Origin of the sequence: Mesorhizobium abyssinicae (assembly GCF_049887195.1) — a bacterium.
In the GTDB taxonomy this organism is placed as follows: domain Bacteria; phylum Pseudomonadota; class Alphaproteobacteria; order Rhizobiales; family Rhizobiaceae; genus Mesorhizobium; species Mesorhizobium abyssinicae.
In genome coordinates, this window is the sequence record NZ_JARAKC010000008.1 from 88,508 (window position 1) to 107,714 (window position 19,207).

The 19,207-nt window shown below is 65.2% G+C and carries 19 protein-coding genes and 1 pseudogene; 3 read left to right on the plus strand and 17 right to left on the minus strand.

What is annotated here, in order from left to right:
• The first annotated feature begins 1 nt into the window (after window position 1).
• Window positions 2-1,114: an ABC transporter ATP-binding protein gene (locus PU724_RS18885; RefSeq protein ID WP_128274814.1), complete on the plus strand. Its 1,113-nt coding sequence runs from the start codon at window positions 2-4 to the stop codon at window positions 1,112-1,114.
• Here the strand turns inward: PU724_RS18885 and PU724_RS18890 are convergent.
• The 9 genes and pseudogenes from PU724_RS18890 to gcvA form a co-directional block, all read right to left on the minus strand.
• Window positions 1,107-2,693, minus strand: a complete 1,587-nt coding sequence (locus tag PU724_RS18890; protein WP_354420422.1) for an FGGY-family carbohydrate kinase — start codon at window positions 2,691-2,693, stop codon at window positions 1,107-1,109. The two genes, PU724_RS18885 and PU724_RS18890, sit on opposite strands and share 8 nt — an antisense overlap.
• Window positions 2,690-3,373 (minus strand): HAD family hydrolase, encoded by a 684-nt coding sequence (locus tag PU724_RS18895; RefSeq protein ID WP_127392243.1) that lies wholly within the window; start codon window positions 3,371-3,373, stop codon window positions 2,690-2,692. Before PU724_RS18895 ends, PU724_RS18890 begins: the two co-directional genes overlap by 4 nt.
• A 20-nt stretch (window positions 3,374-3,393) precedes the next feature.
• Entirely contained in the window at window positions 3,394-4,872 is a 1,479-nt protein-coding gene (locus PU724_RS18900; protein ID WP_354420423.1) for a mannitol dehydrogenase family protein, read from the minus strand.
• A 174-nt stretch (window positions 4,873-5,046) separates the two neighbouring features.
• A complete protein-coding gene (locus PU724_RS18905) occupies window positions 5,047-5,817 on the minus strand; it encodes an L-iditol 2-dehydrogenase (RefSeq protein ID WP_127282614.1) in 771 nt (256 codons plus the stop codon).
• On the minus strand, window positions 5,814-6,818 hold the full coding sequence (locus PU724_RS18910) for an ABC transporter ATP-binding protein (protein ID WP_127282615.1): 1,005 nt from the start codon (window positions 6,816-6,818) through the stop codon (window positions 5,814-5,816). The genes PU724_RS18905 and PU724_RS18910 overlap by 4 nt, the downstream gene beginning before the upstream one ends.
• Before the next feature lie 52 nt (window positions 6,819-6,870).
• Window positions 6,871-7,695: a carbohydrate ABC transporter permease gene (locus PU724_RS18915; RefSeq protein WP_126057038.1), complete on the minus strand. Its 825-nt coding sequence runs from the start codon at window positions 7,693-7,695 to the stop codon at window positions 6,871-6,873.
• A gap of 11 nt (window positions 7,696-7,706) precedes the next feature.
• Window positions 7,707-8,579 (minus strand): carbohydrate ABC transporter permease, encoded by an 873-nt coding sequence (locus PU724_RS18920; RefSeq protein ID WP_126057039.1) that lies wholly within the window; start codon window positions 8,577-8,579, stop codon window positions 7,707-7,709.
• A 139-nt stretch (window positions 8,580-8,718) separates the two neighbouring features.
• Window positions 8,719-10,029 carry an ABC transporter substrate-binding protein gene (locus tag PU724_RS18925; protein WP_127282616.1) on the minus strand — a complete coding sequence of 437 codons (1,311 nt, stop codon included), beginning with the start codon at window positions 10,027-10,029 and terminating at the stop codon, window positions 8,719-8,721.
• Window positions 10,030-10,222: 193 nt separating this feature from the next.
• Window positions 10,223-11,128 (minus strand): annotated as a pseudogene (gene gcvA, locus PU724_RS18930) (transcriptional regulator GcvA); the annotation flags it as partial.
• A gap of 104 nt (window positions 11,129-11,232) precedes the next feature.
• Between gcvA and PU724_RS18935 the strand changes: the two are divergent.
• Window positions 11,233-11,418 carry a hypothetical protein gene (locus PU724_RS18935; RefSeq protein WP_127282618.1) on the plus strand — a complete coding sequence of 62 codons (186 nt, stop codon included), beginning with the start codon at window positions 11,233-11,235 and terminating at the stop codon, window positions 11,416-11,418.
• Between the two features lie 74 nt (window positions 11,419-11,492).
• Here the strand turns inward: PU724_RS18935 and PU724_RS18940 are convergent, their stop codons facing one another.
• A complete protein-coding gene (locus PU724_RS18940) occupies window positions 11,493-12,449 on the minus strand; it encodes a sugar-binding transcriptional regulator (RefSeq protein WP_127282619.1) in 957 nt (318 codons plus the stop codon).
• A gap of 199 nt (window positions 12,450-12,648) precedes the next feature.
• On the opposite strand from PU724_RS18940, the gene PU724_RS18945 reads away from it, so the two are divergent.
• Complete coding sequence (locus PU724_RS18945) at window positions 12,649-13,281, plus strand: HAD family hydrolase (protein ID WP_128275144.1); 633 nt, start codon at window positions 12,649-12,651, stop codon at window positions 13,279-13,281.
• A 334-nt stretch (window positions 13,282-13,615) separates the two neighbouring features.
• Here the strand turns inward: PU724_RS18945 and PU724_RS18950 are convergent, their stop codons facing one another.
• From PU724_RS18950 to ureC, 7 genes are all read right to left on the minus strand, one after another.
• Window positions 13,616-14,383 (minus strand): class II aldolase and adducin N-terminal domain-containing protein, encoded by a 768-nt coding sequence (locus PU724_RS18950; RefSeq protein ID WP_135860294.1) that lies wholly within the window; start codon window positions 14,381-14,383, stop codon window positions 13,616-13,618.
• A gap of 66 nt (window positions 14,384-14,449) precedes the next feature.
• Window positions 14,450-15,082 (minus strand): urease accessory protein UreG, encoded by a 633-nt coding sequence (ureG, locus tag PU724_RS18955; RefSeq protein WP_128275146.1) that lies wholly within the window; start codon window positions 15,080-15,082, stop codon window positions 14,450-14,452.
• Window positions 15,079-15,519 (minus strand): DUF3995 domain-containing protein, encoded by a 441-nt coding sequence (locus tag PU724_RS18960; protein WP_128275147.1) that lies wholly within the window; start codon window positions 15,517-15,519, stop codon window positions 15,079-15,081. The genes ureG and PU724_RS18960 overlap by 4 nt, the downstream gene beginning before the upstream one ends.
• A complete protein-coding gene (locus PU724_RS18965) occupies window positions 15,516-16,205 on the minus strand; it encodes an urease accessory protein UreF (protein WP_354420527.1) in 690 nt (229 codons plus the stop codon). Before PU724_RS18965 ends, PU724_RS18960 begins: the two co-directional genes overlap by 4 nt.
• Complete coding sequence (gene ureE / locus PU724_RS18970) at window positions 16,180-16,785, minus strand: urease accessory protein UreE (RefSeq protein ID WP_354420424.1); 606 nt, start codon at window positions 16,783-16,785, stop codon at window positions 16,180-16,182. The genes PU724_RS18965 and ureE overlap by 26 nt, the downstream gene beginning before the upstream one ends.
• Window positions 16,782-17,387 carry a glutathione S-transferase family protein gene (locus tag PU724_RS18975; protein WP_127282625.1) on the minus strand — a complete coding sequence of 202 codons (606 nt, stop codon included), beginning with the start codon at window positions 17,385-17,387 and terminating at the stop codon, window positions 16,782-16,784. Before PU724_RS18975 ends, ureE begins: the two co-directional genes overlap by 4 nt.
• 84 nt (window positions 17,388-17,471) lie before the next feature.
• Complete coding sequence (gene ureC / locus PU724_RS18980; protein WP_135860292.1) at window positions 17,472-19,184, minus strand: urease subunit alpha; 1,713 nt, start codon at window positions 19,182-19,184, stop codon at window positions 17,472-17,474.
• Window positions 19,185-19,207: the final 23 nt, after the last annotated feature.

Sequence of the window (19,207 nt, forward strand, 5' to 3'; positions counted from 1 at the left end):
CATGTCCGCGATCGTTTGCTCCCATGTCGACAAGGCCTACGGCGCAACCGCCGTCATCCGAGATCTCAATCTCAGCATAGAAGAGCACGAATTCGTCGTGTTCCTCGGCCCGTCAGGCTGCGGCAAGTCCACGCTGCTCAGGATGCTCGCCGGGCTGGAGGACATCACTGGCGGCGAGGTCTCGATCGGCGGCAAGGTGGTCAACGACCTCGAGCCCGGCGACCGCGGCATCGCCATGGTGTTCCAGAACTACGCGCTCTATCCGCATATGACGATCTTCGACAACATCGCCTTCGGGCTGCGACGGCAGAAAGTGCCGGCGGCCGAGATCGTGAAACGGGTCGAGGCGGTTTCCCGGACGCTGGGGCTCGACCCCTATCTCGGCCGCAAGCCGACCGAGCTTTCCGGCGGCCAGCAGCAGCGCGTGGCGATCGCACGCGCCATGATCAAGACACCGAAGGTGTTCCTGTTCGACGAGCCGCTGTCCAATCTCGACGCCAAGCTGCGCAACCATATGCGCATCGAGATCGCAAGGCTGCACCAGTCGCTCAAGACGACGACCGTCTACGTCACCCACGACCAGCTCGAGGCGATGACACTGGCCGACCGCATCGTGCTGCTCAGGGATGGCGTCATCGAGCAGGTCGGCTCGCCGGCGGAGATCTATCGCCGGCCCGGCAACCTGTTCGTGGCCGGCTTCATCGGCACGCCGAACATGAATTTCGTCGAGGTGACGGTCGGCCGGGCCGGAGACTGCTGGTCGCTGACCGGCGCCGGAACGGTGCTTTCGCTGGACGGCTCGGCCTTCCATCTCCAGCATGGCGATCGCGCCGTGCTCGGGATCCGGCCTCCCGACCTGAAGACGGCAGGCGCCGATGCCGGGCGGAACCTGCTGCAGGGCACCGCGGACCTCATCGAATTCCACGGCAATGACGCGCTGGTGACGTTCGGCTCCGGCGGCAAGGAGATCAGCGCGTTGGTGCCGGCGCGCGAATGCCCGGCGTTGCGCGCGCCTGTGCGCTACACATTCGACGAGGAAAGCATCCATCTGTTCGACGCGACATCCGGCGCCTCGCTGCGCAAGCCGGAACGAAACGGCAGCCTGCTCAGCTGATCGCGTCGAGCGCCTGCCGCTGCCGGTGCATCTCCAGGAAGATGCGGTAGTCGCGGTCGAAGCGGGCGCCGGCCGCCGGATTGGCGGCGCGCTTCCTGCCGCCCTGCTGCATGGCGACGCAGGCGGCGTTCAGATCCGTATAGAGCCCGGCGGCGGTGGCCGCCACCATGCCGGTGCCGAGCAAGACCGCCTCGTCGGCCAGCGGCTCGATGACGGTGCAGCCGGTGGCGTCGGCGTAGAGTTCCATCAGCAGCGGGTTCTTGGTGTGGCCGCCGGTAACGTGCAGCGTGTCGATCAAATAGCCGTTCTCGTTCAGCGCTTCCAGCACGTGGCGCACACCGAGCGCGATGCCGACGGCGGTGCGCCAGTAGAGCTTGCACAGGCTGTCGAAGGAGGAGTCCAGCGTCAGGCCGCTGACGACGCCGACGGCGTGCGGGTCGGCCAGCGGCGAGCGGTTGCCGTGGAAATCCGGCAGCACGTGCAGTCTCGCCGCCAATGCCTCGCCCTCGGCGGCGCGCAGTTCGGCGACGCGGCTGGCGATCCTGGCATGCATTGCTGTATTCGGCTCGCCGCCGGCGCCATGCCAGCGGATGATGTGGTCGAGCAGCGCGCCGGTGGCCGACTGGCCGCCTTCCGAGAGCCAGAGCGTCGGCAGCGCCGCGCCATAATAGGGGCCCCAGACGCCGGCGAAGGGCTGCGGGTCGGGCGACATCGCCATGACGCAGGAAGAGGTGCCGGCGATCAGCGCCAGATGTCGGCTGATGTTCTTCTGGTCGCCGGCAAAGCCGCCGAGCACGCCGAGCGCGCCGGCATAGGCGTCGATGACGCCGGCGCCGACCCGGCACTTTTCGCCCAGGCCAAGCTCGGCCGCCGCTTGCGCCGTCAACGGGCCGATATCGGCGCCGACCGGGCTGGCCTTCTCCGGCAAATTGCCGTGCTCGAACAAATCGCCAAGGCCGACGGTCTCGAAGAAGTCGCGCCGCCAGCTTGTCTGCTCATGCGCCAGATAGGTCCATTTGGCGGTCAGCGTGCATTGCGAACGCGCCAGCGACCCGGTCGCCTTCCAGGTCAGGAAATCGGTGAGGTCGAATAGATAGCCGGCTTCATTCCATGTCGCGGGCAGATGGCGCTTCAACCACATCAGCTTGGGCGTCGCCATTTCCGGCGACATGACGCCGCCGATATAGTCGAGCACGGCGTGGCCGCTCGCCGTGCACTCGTCGGCCTCGGCGATGGCGCGGTGGTCGAGCCAGACGATGGTGTCCCAGCGCTTTTCGCCGGTGACCGACACGCTGAGCTGTTCGCTATCCCTGCCTCGCACCACGAGCGAGCAGGTGGCGTCGAAGGAAATGCCGATGACGTCATCGGCCGCGATCCCCGCCTTGGCGACGGCGGCGCGCACGGCCTTGCAGACCGCCGACCAGATATCGCGCGAATCATGCTCGGCGTGATCGGCCTTGGGCTGATGCATGGCGATCGGATGATCGGCGCGCCCGAGCAAGGTGCCATTGACGTCGAGAATGCCCGCGCGGGCGCTCCCGGTGCCGACATCGACCGCGCAAACGAAACTGTTGGTCAAGATGCTTTTACTCTCGCTCCCAGGCCTGCAATCAGATCGGGCAATTGCAGCATGTCAGCGAATATAAAGTCCGGTTCGGTCGACGCAAGCCGCGCTTTCAAGGCGGGGTTGTCGGCATGCGAGCCGCCGGTGAAGGCAAAGACACGCATGCCCGCGGCGCGGGCCGCGGCGACGCCGGCCGGGCTGTCCTCGATGACCAGGCATTTGCGTGGTTTTGCCCGCATGCAGGCAGCGGCATGAAGGAAAAGGTCCGGCGCCGGCTTGCCGCGCTTGACCATGGCGGCGCTGAACAGATGCGGTTCCAGAAGGCCGAGCAGCCCGGTGACATCGAGCGCGTAGCGGATGCGCTCCAGCGTGCCGGAAGAGGCGACGCAGAACGGCAGGCCAAGTCTCGGCAGCACCTCCCTGATGCCGGGGATCGGCTTCAACTCCTCACGGAATTTGCGCATCAGGTCGACGCGCATCGCGGTGAGGTGCTGGTCGCTGATCTCGAGCCCGAACTCGCTGCCGAGGATCTCGCGCACGCTCTTCATGCTCTTGCCGAGGAAATGCTCGTAGGCGGCATCCTCCGAGACCGTACCACCCGCGAGCGCGATCATGCCGAGCAGTGCAGAGACCGAAAGCGCCTCGCTGTCGACCAGCACGCCGTCGCAGTCGAAGATGACCAGTTCGGGCGTCATCCTGGCTGCTTCCGGTGGCTTCAGAGCTTGCCGGCGAGATAGCGCGTCAGCGTCTCGCGCGCGCCGTTTGCCCACAAGACGTTGAGCGCATGGGCAAAGGCCTCGGCGAAGGCGGCGGAGCGGCCGACATCGCCATAGATGTCCTCCATGGCCAGCCAGGCGCCGGGCGCATCCTTCGCCGTCCTGGCGGTCGCCTGCAGGCGATCCCAATTCGGATCGTTGGGCTCGATAACGACGCCACTGTCGGTGGTGCCGAAGCAGTAGCGGCACCACAGCGCCGATTCCAACGCGAGGCCGGCGAAGCCCTTGCCCGCCTTTAGCCGGTCGGCGATGGTCGGGATGATGAATTTCGGCTGCCGGTTGGAGCCGTCGAGGCAGAGCCGGCGGATGGTGTCGCCAATCTTGGGGTTGGAGAAGCGGCGCTCGATGAGCTGGTAATAGTCCTCCAGCACCGTGTCCGGCACCGGCGGCACGGTCGGAATGATCTCGTCGCGTTCCAGCTTGGCGAGGAAGCCGCGCACCAGCGGCTCCTGCATCGCCTCGTGGACGAAGTGGATGTCCATCAGTCCGGCCGGATAGGCGATCGTGGCATGACCGCCATTGAGGATACGGATCTTCATCAACTCGTAGGGCGCGACATCGCCGACGAACTGCACGCCGACCTTTTCCAGCGCCGGCCGGCCGGCGGTGAAATGATCCTCCAGCACCCATTGGCGGAACGGCTCGCAGAACACCGGCCAGTTGTCCTCCAGTCCGAAATCGCTGGCCAGGATGCCGCGCTCGCGGTCTGTCGTGGCTGGCGTGATGCGGTCGACCATGCCGTTCGGAAAGGCGACGTTGTCCCGTACCCAGTTGGCCAGATCCTCGTCGATCAGCCGCGACAGGCCGATGACGCCGTCGGAGGTGACATGGCCGTTATGGGGGATGTTGTCGCAGGACATGACGGTGAACGGCACGATGCCGTCGGCGCGGCGGCGCACCAGCCCTGCAAGGATGAGGCCGAATACGGTCTTCGGCTCCGCACCCGGCTGAGCATCGGCGACGATGTCGGGATGGGTCGGGTTGAAGACACCGGAAGCCGGATCGATGAAATAGCCGCCTTCGGTAATGGTCAGCGAGACGATCCGGATCGCCGGGTCGGCAAGCTGCTCGATGATCGCGGCCGCTTCGCCCGGCATTAGGAAATCGATCATGGCGCCGGTGACGCGGGCGCTCATATGGCCTTGGTCCTGCTCGACCACCGTGGTCAGCCAGTCCTGTTCCTCGAGCTTGCCGCGGCCGATCTTCTCGCCGGCGAAGACGCCGGCGCCGATCAGTGCCCAGTCGTGGCCGAGGCCCGCGTTGAACAGGTCGTCGAGATAGACGGCCTGGTGCGAGCGATGAAAATTGCCGACGCCGAAATGCACGATCCCGGCCTTGAGCCTGGCACGGTCATAGTTCGGACCGGAGACCTTCGGGGGGAGCTTGGCGAGGTTCGAGGAAGAGAGTTTCACGGTCATCTGCTTTTACCCTTTGGCCGATACATGGCCTGACAATTCTCCCAACCCTCGGGAGAAGGAGCGGCAGCGAGGGGCGGCATTTGCCTGCCAGCATTCATGCCGCCCCCGCATGCCCCGGCGGCAGCCTCTCCCCGGAGGAAGGGAGAGGCGCCTTTCCCCCTCAACTCATCCCCGTCAACTCATCCATTGGCCGCCGTCGACATTGTAGGTCTGGGCGACGATGTATTCGGCCTCGTCGCTGGCCAGGAACACGGCCATGCCGGCGAGGTCTTCCGGCTTGCCCATGCGCCCGTAGGGCACGCCCTCGCCGACCAGCCGCTTCTTCTCGCCCTTCGGCCGGTTCTCGTATCTGGCGAACAGCGCATCGACGTGGTCCCACATGTCGCTGTCGACGACGCCGGGAGCGATGCCGTTGACGTTGATGCGGTGCTTGATCAGATCGAGCCCAGCCGACTGGGTGAGCGAGATAACGGCGGCCTTGGTGGCGCAGTAGACGGCGACCAGCGGCTCGCCGCGCCGGCCGGCCTGGCTTGCCATGTTGATGATCCGGCCGCCCTTGCCCCTGGCAATCATCGAACGGGCAGCCGCCTGCAGCATGAACAGCGTGCCGGCGACGTTGACCGAAAACAGCTTGTCGTAGCTCGCCCTGGTTATCTCGACGATCGGCGCGAGGTCGAAGATGGCGGCGTTGTTGATCAATATGTCGAGGCCGCCGGTCCTGGTCTCCACCGCTTTCACCGCCGCCTCGATGGAGGCCTGATCGGTGACGTCCAGCTTGACGGCGTAGGCCTTGTCGCCGATGGCAGCCGCCGACTTTTCGGCCGCCGCCAGATCGATGTCGGCAACCGCCACTGTCGCACCCTCGCGCGCGTAGGCTTCGGCGAACGCCCTGCCGATGCCGCGCGCCGACCCGGTGATCAGCGCCGATTTGCCTTTGAGCCTCACCGGGCCATCGCCTTTCCGTCCGGGCCGAAGCGATGCAGCTTGGCCTGGTCGGGCGTCAGATAGATGGTGTCGCCATGATGGACCGCGAGCTCGCCGTCGGCGCGCACCGTCAAGGTGCCGACGCCGTCGGCATGGACGTGCAGGAATGTATCGGAACCGAGATGCTCGGCGACGCCGACGGAGGCCTTCCAGTCGCCGGCCGTGGTCGAGATGTTCATGTGCTCGGGGCGGATGCCGATGGTCTTGGCGCTGTATTTCGCCGCCGGCGCGCCTTCGATCAGGTTCATCTTCGGCGAGCCGATGAAGCCGGCGACGAACAGGTTCTTCGGCGTCTTGTAGAGCTCCATCGGCGAGCCGACCTGCTCGACATTGCCGGCGTTGAGCACGACGATCTTGTCGGCCATGGTCATGGCCTCGACCTGGTCGTGGGTGACGTAGATCATCGTCGTCTTGAGCTGGTGGTGCAGTTCGCTGATCTCGAGGCGCATGGTGCCGCGAAGTGCGGCGTCGAGGTTGGACAGCGGCTCGTCGAACAGGAAGGCGGAAGGCTGGCGCACGATAGCGCGGCCGATGGCGACGCGCTGGCGCTGGCCGCCGGAGAGCTGGCCCGGACGACGCTCGAGGTAGTTGGTGAGGTTGAGCACCCGCGCGGCGTCCTTGACCTTCTTGTCGATGGTCGCCTGGTCCTCGCCCGCCATCTTGAGCGGGAAGGCGATGTTCTTGGCGACCGTCATGTGCGGATAGAGCGCATAGGACTGGAACACCATGGCCAGCTTGCGCTTGGCCGGCGCCTCGCCGGTGACGTCGCGGCCGTCGATGTTGATGGTGCCGCCGCTGGTGTCCTCCAGCCCGGCGATCAGCCTGAGCAGCGTGGACTTGCCGCAGCCCGACGGACCGACGAACACGACGAACTCGCCATCCTCGATGACCAGATCGATGTTCGGAATGATCGTCGTCGACCCAAAGGATTTGGAGACGTTCTTGAGCGTGATGTTTCCCATGGTTTCCTCCCCGAGGGATTATTGTCCGTCGTCCGCCGCTTGCGGCGCCCTACTACTTCACCGCGCCGAACGTCAGGCCGCGCACCAGCTGCTTCTGGCTGAACCAGCCCATGATCAGGATCGGCGCGATGGCCAGCGTCGAGGCCGCCGACAGTTTGGCCCAGAACAGGCCTTGCGGGCTGGAGAAGGAGCTGATGAAGGCGGTCAGCGGCGCCGCCTCGGTGGTGGTCAGCCGGATCGTCCAGAAGGCTTCGTTCCAGGCCAGGATGATGTTCAAGAGCATGGTCGAGGCAATGCCCGGCACCGCCATCGGGGTGAGCACATAGACGATCTCGTTCCACAGCGAGGCGCCGTCCATGCGCGCCGCCTCCAGGATCTCGCCCGGGATCTCGCGGAAATAGGTGTAGAGCATCCACACCACGATCGGCAGGTTGATCAGCATCAGCATGACCATCAGACCGACGCGGCTGTCGAGCAAGCCGGTGTCGCGGAAGATCAGGTAGATCGGGAACAGCACCGCGACCGCCGGCATCATCTTGGTGGACAACATCCACATCAGGATGTCCTTGGTGCGCTTGGTCGGCGAGAAGGCCATCGACCAGGCCGCCGGGATGGCGATGATGAGCGCCAGGATGGTCGAGCCAACCGACAGGATCACCGAATTCAGGAAGAACTTGAAATAGCCGCTCTGCGCCTGGACCTCGGAATAGCTCTCGAACGTCCCCGAAGGGATCAGGGCGAAGCCCTGGATCGCCTCCTGCTCCGATTTGAACGAAGTGATGATCGTGTAAAGGATCGGGAAGAAGATCAGCAGGGCGACGATCCAGGCCGCCACCGTGGCGATCGTCTTGTGCTGGGTGGTGACTGCGCGTGCCATCTTATCCTCCCTTACTTATCGAGGTTCTTGCCGACTGCGCGCATGGCGAAGAAGGCGACGATGTTGGCGAGAATGACGGCGATCACGCCACCGGCGGACGCCTGGCCGATTTTGAATTCGAGCAGCGCCTTCTGATAGACGAGGAAGGGCAGGTTGGTGGAGGCGTAGCCGGGGCCGCCATTGGTGGTGACCAGGATCTCGGCGTAGACCGAGAGCAGGAAGATCGTCTGGATCAGGATGACGACGGTGATGGCGCGCGACATGTGCGGCAGCGTCAGATAGATGAAGCGGCTGAGGAAGCCGGCGCCGTCCATCTCGGCCGCCTCCTTCTGCTCGCCGTCGAGCGACTGCAGCGAGGTCAACAGGATCAGCGTGGCGAAGGGCAGCCACTGCCAGGCGACGATGATGATGACGGCGGTCAGCGGATGCTGGCCGAACCAGTCGATCGGCTGGCCGCCGAAGAAGCGCGCAATATCGGCGAAGACGCCGTATTGCGGGTGCATGATCATGTTCTTCCAGACCAGCGCCGCTACCGGCGGCATGACGAAGAACGGCGAGATGACGAGGATGCGGACGATGCCTTGTCCCCACATCGGCTGGTCGATGAGCATCGCCAGGAGGATGCCGCCGACCACCGTGATCACCAGCACGCTGACGACGATGGTCAGCGTGTTGAGAATGGCCGCAAAGAATGCGGGGTTGGAGTAGAACAGCTTGTAGTTGGAGAACCAGACAAAACCGTCGCGGATCGGGTTCAGCGGATTGTATTGCAGGAACGAGAACCAGAGCGTGAAGGCAAGCGGCACGATCATCCAGACGAACAGTAGGATCACCGATGGCGCCATCATGAAGCGGGCAAGCGAACGGGTCTGCTGAGTAGCCATGACGGTCACCCTCCAAATGTCAGCCGGATTTTAGAGTTGTGTCACAATTTCCGAGATTGTGAAGGTGGCCGCCCGACTGGGATTCGGGCGGCCAATGCCGGTCATGATGCGCTACCGGCGTTCGGCACCGGGAGGAGCCTTACTTGATGTAGCCGCCTTCGGTCATCGCCGCGGTGGCTGCGTCCTGAGCCTGCTTCAGCGCGTCGTCGACGCTCGACTGGCCGGCGAGTGCCGCCGAGAACAGCTGGCCGACAGTGGTGCCGAGACCCTGGAACTCAGGAATGGCGACGAACTGCACGCCGACATAGGGCACCGGCTTGACCGTCGGATGCGTCGGGTCGGCCGCGTTGATGGAGTCCAGCGTCATCTTGGCGAAGGGCGCCGCCTTCTGGTACTCGGCGTTGTTGTAGAGCGAGGTGCGCGTGCCAGGAGGAGCGCTGGCCCAGCCTAGCTTGGAAGCGACGAGCTCGGAGTAATGCTTGCTGGTTGCCCAGGAGACGAACTTCTGCGCCGCGTCAGCCTTCTGCGTGCCGGCGGGAATGGCCAGCGACCATGCCCACAGCCAGTTGCCGCGCTTGCCGAGGCCATTGTCGGGCGCCAGCGCATAGCCAACCTTGTCGGCGACCTTCGAGCTCTTCGGATCGGAGACCATGGATGCGGCGACCGTGGCATCGATCCACATGCCGCACTTGCCCTGCTGGAACAGCGCCAGGTTCTCGTTGAAGCCGTTGGACGAGGCGCCCTCGGGGCCGTCGGCCTTCATCAGGTCGACATAGAACTGCAGCGCGTTCTTCCATTCCGGCTGGTCGAACTGCGGCTTCCAGTTCTCGTCGAACCAACGGGCGCCGAATGAGTTCGACATGGCGGTCAGGAAGGCCATGTTCTCGCCCCAGCCGGCCTTGCCGCGCAGGCAGACGCCGTTCACGCCATTGGCGCGGTCGGTCATCTTGTCGGCGGCCTGCTTGATGAAGTCCCAGGTCGGCGCTTCGGGCATGGTGAGCCCGGCCTTCTCCATCAGATCCTTGCGGTACATGACGAAGGAGCTCTCGCCGTAGAAGGGCGCCGCATAGAGCTTGCCGTCGACCGAAAGGCCGCCGGCGATAGCCGGCAGGATGTCCTTGACGTCATAGTCGTCACCGAGCTTGTCGAGTGGCAGCAGCCAGCTCTGCTTGGCCCAGATCGGAACCTCGTAGGTGCCGATGGTCATGACGTCGTACTGGCCGCCCTTGGTGGCGATGTCGGTGGTGACGCGCTCGCGCAGCACGTTTTCTTCAAGCGTGACCCAGTTGAGCGTGATGTCGGGGTTAGCCTTGCTGAAGTCGTCGGTCAGCGTCTGCATGCGGACCATGTCGGCATTGTTGACGGTGGCGATGGTGATGGATTCGGCGTGCGCGGCGAACGCAAGAGCGCTGGCCGACAACAGGCCCAGGGTGAGCGTGCGAAGTTTCATCAAATTCCTCCCATAAACCAAGTGAGCATTTGCCTTGGCTGTGAGCAATTACTCATCTGATGTGAATTATGTCAAGCCGGATTCGATGCTGCAGCGCAGCACAAGTGACCCGTGCGCCGACACGCAAAATCGCACGGGCAGATGCATGAAGAGGCGCGACGGGGTTGGCCAGGGACGGGCTTTCGCGATCAGCCTATTGGCAGGCGATCTCGGCCAGGATCCAGTCGCGGAAGGCGCGGATCTTCGGCACGTTGCGGCGCGCCGTAGGATAGACCAGCCAATAGGCATGGCCATCGTCGCCGACCAGATCGAAAGGCTGGATCAGGCGGCCGTCGGCGAGCTCCGCCTTGAACAGCGCCCTGGTCACGATCGCCACGCCCTGGCCGGCGATCGCGGCATTGGCCTCATAGGCCTGGGCGCCCATGCTGGTGTTGGGGCGCCTGGCCAGCTCCTCGACCGGCAGGCCGGCAGCGGTGAACCAGTCCCGCCACCAGATGTCGCCGGGATCGAGGATCGGCAGGCGCAGGAGATCGGCCGGCTCCCTGACGCCGCCGATGCTGGCGGCAAGCTCCGGGCTGAGCACAGGGGTGAAATCGGCATTGAACAGCCTGTGCACCTCGACGCCCGGCCAGGTGCCGCCGCCCGAGCGGATGGCGATGTCGATGTCCTCGCGGGCGAAGTCGACCAGGCGGTTCGAGGTGTCGAGGCGGACGGCGAGCGAGGGATGCGCGACCTGGAAGGAGCCGAGATGCCGGGCGAGCCAGTTCGACGCGAAGGTGAGCAGCGTGGAGACGCAGAGCACGCCGTCGGCGCCGCCGCGGGCCGCGGCATAGGCGCCGCTCAACAGGGCGAAGGCCTCGCTGACTGCTGGCGCCAGGCGCTGCCCGGCTTCGGTCAGCACGATCTGCTTGGGCTTGCGCAGGAACAGAGGCGAGCCGACGCGCTCCTCGAGCAGCTTGATCTGGTAGCTCGCCGCCGCTTGCGTCATGCCGAGCTCGGCGGCCGCCTTGGTGAAGGAGAGATGCCGCGCCACCGCCTCGAAGACCCGGATCGCGGCGAGCGGCGGGAGCTGGGCGAGCTGCCGTGAGCTGAGTTCGGGTCCTTATGGGCCGTGATCGACGTTTGATTGGTCGCAGCGGCCGATCGGACCGATATCTGGGGTCGACGACACCTCTCGTCCAGACATAGCGAAGGCTGACGATCATGACCACGGTACAGGAAAAACTGCTTCTCGTTCCAGGCCAGGCTTGGTTTTCATGGCTTGTGCGTGGATTTGCGCACCATCGGGCGAAGCGGCGGGCCTATCTCGACATCAGGGAGCTGTCGCCGCACCTGCAGCGCGACATGGGCTTGCTGGACGGCAACGGCAATTTCGATCCCTACAATTAGGCTCTGCTGATTTTATCGGAGATCGGGGCGCCTGCTGGCTTGGCGCATGAACGGCTCCGAACCCGAGGCGCAGATCATGCGCCAAGCAAGGCTGTCGCGGTCCGCTCGTCGGTGATGAGGCCGTTGACCAGACGCCGGTTCACGGCGGCGAGGATGCCGGGCAATTTGCGCTCGCCCATGGCGAGCGCAATGACCAGCGATCTTTCGCGCGACGGCAACGCCGCCGAAGAGACGCGGTCATTGGTGATGCCGTCGATCATGCGGCCCTCGCGGTCGAACACCCAGCCGACGATCTCGGCGATGCCGCCGGCCTTCTGCAGCGACTTCAACTCGCCTTCGGAAATGAAGCCGTCCTCATAGAGCGGGGCCTTGGGGCCGAGATCGCCGATGCCGACGAAGGTGACGTCGGCTTCCGCCGCCAGCGCCAGCGTCGGCTGGATCATCGGCTGGCTGAGCAGCATGTCGCGCTCTTCCGGCGAGGAGGCGATGACCGGCAGCGGCATCGGGAAGGAGCGCGCCTTGACCCTGTCGGCCATGGTGAAGATGACGTTGTAGAAGGCGGCGGAGCCGTCCGGCGAGATGTTGCCGGTCAACGACACCACCTTGTGCTGCGGGCATTCCATCGGCGGCAGTTGCTCGATCGCCGCCTTCAGCGTGCGCCCGGTGCCGATCGCCATGACCAGGGGTTCCGGGGAACGCAGCCGCCGCTCGATTTCCGCCGCCGCCGCCTCGGCGACGCCGATCGTCGTCGAGGACGAGGTGGGATCGCTCGGCACCACTTCGACCAGATCGAGCGCGAAGCGCGATTTGAGCCGCGCTGCCAGGTCGAGGCAATTGGCGATCGGATGGTCGACACGCACCTTGATCAGCCCTTCCGAGACCGCCAGCGACACCAGCCGCTGCGCCGTCTGCCGGGAAATGCCAAGCGTCAAGGCGATCTGGTCCTGCGTGTTGCCGGCAACATAATACAGCCAGCCGGCGCGCGCCGCGTCGTCCAACCGGTTGCTGCCGCTGTCCTGCCGCGAATTCACTTCTGCCTCCCAAACCCGCCCAACAGGGCGCGGGTACCACTAGCTTACAGGGAATGTGCCAACGCGCAATTGTCTATCGACAGGGCAATTGCCTGCACTAGCGATGCGACCTGGAGTGGGGACGGCGGCAAAGGAAGGCCTGCTTGACGGTTTATCTCGCCAAGCAAACCGATTAAGGGGATCGGCAAAGGAGCCTTGCATGACGCCGAAAGCGGTTTTCTGGGATATGGACGGGACGCTGGTCGACAGCGAGCCGTTGCACGAGGCGGCCCTGGTGGCGGCGCTGCGCAGCGTCGGCATCGCGCCGCCGACCAATCTGCATGAGCGGGTGCTGGGCGTCGCCGCATGGCCGGTCTACGAAATGCTGCGCAACGAATTCGGGCTCGACCTGCCGTTCGACGACTGGATCGTGCGCAAATACGATCACTACCTGCCGCTGGCCGAGACGCTGAAGCCGCGCCCAGGCGCGATCGAGATCTTCAACGAATTGCGCGATCGCGGTGTCGAGCAAGCGGTTGTCTCCAATTCCGACCGGCTGATCGTCGACGCCAATCTGCGCGCCGTCGGCCTGATCTACCCCGGCATGAAGACGATCAGCCGCAACGACGTGCGCGAAGGCAAGCCCTATCCCGAGCCGTTCCTGCGCGCCGCTCATCTGGCGGAGGTCGATCCGGCGCAATCCGTCGCGGTCGACGACAGCCTGACCGGCGCCATGGCCGGCCTTGCGGCGGGCATGCGCACGATGTTCTGGCCGGAAGCGCCGATGGCTGGGCCGCCGGGGGCTGTTGTGATTAACAGTGCTGAACAGTTGCGGGCTGAGTTGGGGCTGTGAGCCCGGGCGTCGGCGCCGCCCCTCATCCTAAGCGGCTGGTCATTGGCGATACCGTGTAGCTTGGCGCATGCATTGTCTAATGTAGCGCTGGTCGACCCCCCACTCCGTCTCGGCTTCGCCGAGCCACCTCTCCCCCGATCGACGGGGTAGAGGAACGCCAAGCTTTTTGCCGTCAACGCTCCCTTCCTTTCCCTCCGGAGGGGGGAAAGGATGGCGCTGCAAAGCAGCGACGGATTGGGGGAACCACGTGGCAATCAAACCTTCGGCCGATCAGTCACGCCAGTCACAGAAGATGTGTGCATGGCGTATGCGTGACGGGGAGAAGGAAGAGGCCTCAGTTCCGGTAGACCGGTTCCTGCTCGTCGAGGATCGCCTTCAGCTCGGCGAGATGGCGTTCGGCCTGGCCGGGATAATCGCTGGCTTCCGCCGCGGTCTTTTCGGCGATGGCGTCGGACAGGGTGCGCAGCGGACGGCCGGTCCATAGCGCCTTGATGTAGGTCTCGGCGGCGCGCTCGAAATAGAACATGCGGTTGAAGGTGTCGGCGACAGTGTCGCCGATGACCAGCACGCCATGATTGCCCATGACCATGACCTTCACCTTGGGATCGGTCAGAAGCTGCGAGCAGCGCTCGCCCTCCTCCTCGAAGGCCAGCCCGCCATAATGGGCGTCGACGACATGGCGGTTGAAGAAGGTGGCCGAGTTCTGGTCGATCGGCGGCAGGCGAGAGTCGGCAAGCGAGGCGAGCACGGTGGCGTGGATCGAGTGCACATGCATGACGCAGCGCGCATGCGGCACGTTGCGATGGATGGCGCCATGCAGGCCCCAGGCCGTCGGATCCGGCGCATTGGGTCCGGAAAGCGTAGCGGGATCGTTGGCGTCGATCAGCAGCAGGTCGCTGGCCTTGATGCGCGAGAAATGCACCTGGTTGGGGTTCATCAGGAACCTGGTGCCGTCGTCGTTGACGGCCAGCGAGAAATGGTTGGCCACCGCCTCATGCATGTTGAGCCGCGCCGTCCAGCGGAAGGCGCAAGCGAGGTCGACGCGCTCCTCGTAGAAGGGCAGGTTGCTCAGCGGTTCCTTCTGCAGGCGGGCGATGCTCATCGAAAATCCTCCGGTTTTGGCGACAATGCCGCGCTGAAGGCCAGCCAGCAACGGCAAACTCGTGGGTCAGGCGGCCGGGCGCGCCGACTGCAACCCGCCATGCTCGACGATGAACTCGATCACCTCCTTGAGGCCCTTGCCGCGCGACAGGTCGGTGAAGCCGAACGGCCGCTTGCCGCGCATGCGGGCGGCGTCGCCCTCCATGATTTCGAGGTTGACGTTCACATAGGGCGCCAGATCGCTCTTATTGATGATGAGGAAATCGGAGCGGGTGATGGCCGGCCCGCCCTTCCTCGGGATCTCCTCGCCCTGGCAGACCGAGATGACATAGAGCGTGAGGTCGGCGAGGTCGGGCGAGAAGGTGGCGGCAAGATTGTCGCCGCCGGATTCGATGAAGATGACGTCGAGGTCCGGAAATTTGCGGTTCAGTTCGGCGATCGCCTGCAGATTGATCGAGGCGTCCTCGCGAATGGCGGTGTGTGGGCACCCCCCCGTCTCGACGCCGACGATGCGCTCCTCCGGCAGCGCCTGCAGGCGGGCCAGCATCATGGCGTCTTCCCTGGTGTAGATGTCGTTGGTGACGACGGCGATGGAGAAGTCGTCGCGCAGCGCCTTGCAAAGCTTTTCGGTGAGCGTCGTCTTGCCGGAGCCGACGGGACCGCCGATGCCGATGCGAAGGGGGCCATTGGCCTGGGTCATGCGGAAAACTCCGTGATGGCGAGGATTGCGAAGCCTGCTCCGATCAGCAGGCAGAGTGGCGAATAGAGGCGCTGGTCGAGCCGCGCGAAAGGCTGCTCGGGGGCCAGCCGGCGCCACCAGGGCGTGAAGCCGGCGATGCCGCGCCCGAGGAAGACCAGCGCGATGAGCAGCGAAGTGGCGGCGAGGCCAGGCTTGGGAAAGGGCGAGGCAAAGACGCCCTCGAGCGCCAGTGGCCATAGCGTCGCCAGGCCAAGGCAGGCAGCGACGGCAAAGCTGGCGCCAGGCGACGGCATCTCGTCGACGCCGCGGAAGCCGACGACGGCTCGGGCGCATGACTGGGTATCGGTGCCCGGCCAGATGCCGCCGATGCCCCAATAGACATGCAGCGCGGTGATGAGGAGCAGGACGAGCGAGAGCGCGAAGGCGAGAACGATCATGAGCGGAACAACCGGGAGTACTGGGTTTCGTGCCTCATCGCCATGACGTCGGAGACGAAGGCGCAGCCGCCTAGATCGTCGAGCGTGGAGGCGGCGGCGCGGGCGGCCGTCGCCAGCGCCAGCGGTTCGAAGCCGGCTAACGATGCGGTGGCGTCGACCTGGCCGACGACGCCGAGCCGGATCGCCGCCTGGACCAGGTTGGAGAAGAAGGACTGCAGGAAGGCGGAAAGTGCGTCCGTCAGGCCAATGCCGTTGCCGCCGGCGACGGCGCCGACAGCGACGCAGTAAGGGCAATCGGCGGGCAGGCGCCCCAGCACCGGGCTTGGCCAGGCCGAGGCTGCCTTGAGGAAGGCCGCGCCCTGCAGCATGGTCTCGGCATGGCGCTCGCGCGAGCCGGCGAGTGCCTCGGCAAGGGCCGCGATCTCGCCGGGATCGTCACCGTCGCGGGCACGCCGCCAGCTTTCGGCAAACAGCACGGCGTCGTTCCAGCCCGAGCCCATCTCGACCAGCGCCTCCAGCCAGGCGGCGAGGCTTTGCTTGTCGTCCACCAGACTGTCCTGCACGGCGCGTTCGAGGCCATGGCTATACGAGAACCCGCCGACCGGGAACGCCGGCGACAACCACGCCATCAACCGCAGCAGGGCGATGCCGTATGGCTGCTCAGTCATGGTGGTGGTGGTGGTCATCATGCGAATGGGAATGACTGTGCGAATGGCTGTGGGAATGCTCGCCGCCATGCGCATGGGAATGCGCTTCGGTATGGCTGTGCGCGTGGCTATGGCCGTGATCGTGGCCGCCATGGCCGGAATAGGCGCCGCGCACCGGCTTGAACGGCTCGCGGACCTCGCTGACCGTGGCGCCCAATCCCTCCAGCATCGCCTTGATGACATGATCGCGCAGGATGAGGATGCGGTCAGCCTCGATCGCCGCCGCGAGATGGCGGTTGCCGATATGCCAGGCGAGCTCGGTGAGGTGCACGGCATCGCGGGCTCGGATGTCGTAGACGTCTTCGGGCGCTGCGACGATCTCGAGCTGGCGGCCGTCCTCAAGCACCAGCCGGTCGCCATTGTCGAGCGCCACCGGCTCGGGCAGGTCGACCAGCACTTTGTCGCCGCTCTCGGTCTCGATGGCGCGGCGGCGCAAATGCCGCTCATCATGGGCAAGCACGGCCCTCGCGTAGGGCTTGACCGTTCCGGCCTTGCCAGCGGCGAGCACGGAGATCGCGCGCGGGAATTTGGTGAAATCGGTGTTGATGTTCAGTTTCATCTCATGGCTCCGCCATTAGCTTGCGCACGCGCGCGGGCCGGCCGCGACAGCACGCGCTCGAAATAGGCATTGACGCGTTCGGACTCGATCGGAAACCGGCCGGCGCGAGCCCAGCCACCCATGTCGCCAAGCAGCACATCGACCGCGGAAAATCGGTCGCCGAGCGCGAAAGGCTTGTCGCCGAGCCGACGGTCGAGCGCCTTGACCTCCGCGGCGAAATCATGGGCGGCGGCGGGGCCGACATCGACGCGGACTTCCTTCGGCAGAATGAAGCGGTGGCGCAGCTTGTTCCACAGCGGCGCTTCGAATTCCGACTGGGCGAAATGCATCCAGGAATCCATCTCGGCGCGGCCGGCGAGACCCGGATTGGCGCCCATGCCTTTGTCGGCATGCTTTTCGGCCAGATAGACGCAGATCGCCGCGGAATCGGTGACCTTCAGATCGCCGTCGATCAGGATCGGCACCTTGCCTGAGGGGTTGAGCGCGTAAGCTTCGGGCGAGCGCAGCTTGACCTCGACGAATTCATAGGGCTGCCCGAGCTCCTCGAGCATCCACAGGACCCGGCTGACCCGGGACCCGCGCGATCCGACGGCCTTGTACATATAGTTGAACCCTGCTTTTTCCCGGACCCTAAACCATCGCAGCCCCTAACCCAATGGGCTCAACGAGCGCGGCTCAACGGCCGCCTAGAACAGAAAATACCGCTGCGCCATCGGCAGCACGGTGGCCGGCTCGCAGGTCAGCAACTCGCCGTCGGCGCGCACCTCGTAGGTTTCCGGATCGACCTCGACGTGAGGCGTAGCGTCGTTGAGCACCATGGAGTGCTTGCCGATGCCGCCGCGCGTGTTCTCGACGGCGACCATCGCCTTGTCGACACCGAGCTTCCCTTGCAGGCCGGCGTCGAGCGCGGCCTTGGAGACGAAGGTCACCGAGGAGTTGGTCAGCGCCTTGCCGTAGGCGCCGAACATCGGCCGGTAGTGCATCGGCTGCGGCGTCGGGATCGAGGCGTTGGGGTCGCCCATCGGGGCGGCGGCGATCGAGCCGCCGACCAGCACCATTTCCGGCTTGACGCCGAAGAAGGCCGGGTTCCACAGCACCAGATCGGCGCGTTTTCCGACCGCCACCGAGCCGATCTCCCTCGACAGGCCGTGCGCGATGGCCGGGTTGATGGTGTATTTGGCGATGTAGCGGCGGACGCGGAAATTGTCGTTGTCACCGGTCTCCTCAGGCAGCGAACCGCGCTGGCGCTTCATCTTGTCGGCCGTCTGCCAGCAGCGGATCGCCACCTCGCCGACGCGGCCCATGGCCTGGCTGTCGGAGGAGATGATCGAGAACGCGCCGATGTCGTGCAATATGTCTTCGGCCGCGATGGTTTCCTTGCGGATGCGGCTTTCGGCGAAGGCGATGTCCTCCGGGATCGACGGCGACAGATGATGGCAGACCATCAGCATGTCGAGATGCTCGGCCAGCGTGTTGACCGTGTAGGGCCTTGTCGGATTGGTCGAGGACGGGATGACGTTGGGCAGGCCGCAGACCTTGATGATGTCGGGCGCATGGCCGCCGCCGGCGCCCTCGGTGTGGAAGGCATGGATTGTGCGGCCCTTGATCGCCGCCACCGTGTTCTCGACGAAGCCGGACTCGTTCAGCGTGTCGGTGTGGATCATCACCTGCACGTCATAGGCGTCGGCGACCGACAGGCAGCAGTCGATGGCGGCCGGCGTCGTGCCCCAGTCCTCGTGCAGCTTCAGCGAGCAGGCGCCGGCCAGCACCATTTCTTCCAGCCCCGCCGGCAGCGAGGCGTTGCCCTTGCCGGAGAGGCCGATGTTCATCGGAAACGCGTCGAAGGACTGGATCATGCGCGCCATATGCCAAGGGCCCGGCGTGCAGGTGGTGGCCAAGGTGCCGTGCGCCGGACCGGTGCCGCCTCCGAGCATGGTGGTGATGCCGCTCATCAGCGCTTCCTCGATCTGCTGCGGGCAGATGAAGTGGATATGCGCGTCGAAGCCGCCGGCGGTGATGATCTTGCCCTCGCCGGCGATGATCTCGGTGCCGGGTCCGATGATGATGGTCACGCCGTCCTGCATGTCCGGATTGCCGGCCTTGCCGATGGCGGCGATGCGGCCGTCTTTGAGGCCGATATCGGCCTTGAAGATGCCGGCGCTTGCATCGATCACCAGGGCGTTGGTGATGACGGTGTCGACGGCGCCTTGGGCGCGCGACACCTGGCTCTGGCCCATGCCGTCGCGGATCACCTTGCCGCCGCCGAATTTCACCTCCTCGCCGTGGAGCGTTAGATCCTTCTCGACTTCGATGATGAGCTCGGTGTCGGCAAGCCGCACCTTGTCGCCGACCGTCGGGCCGTACATCTGCGCATAGGCGGCGCGGGTAATTCTAGCCATCAGCACTTGCTCCCGAAAAGCGG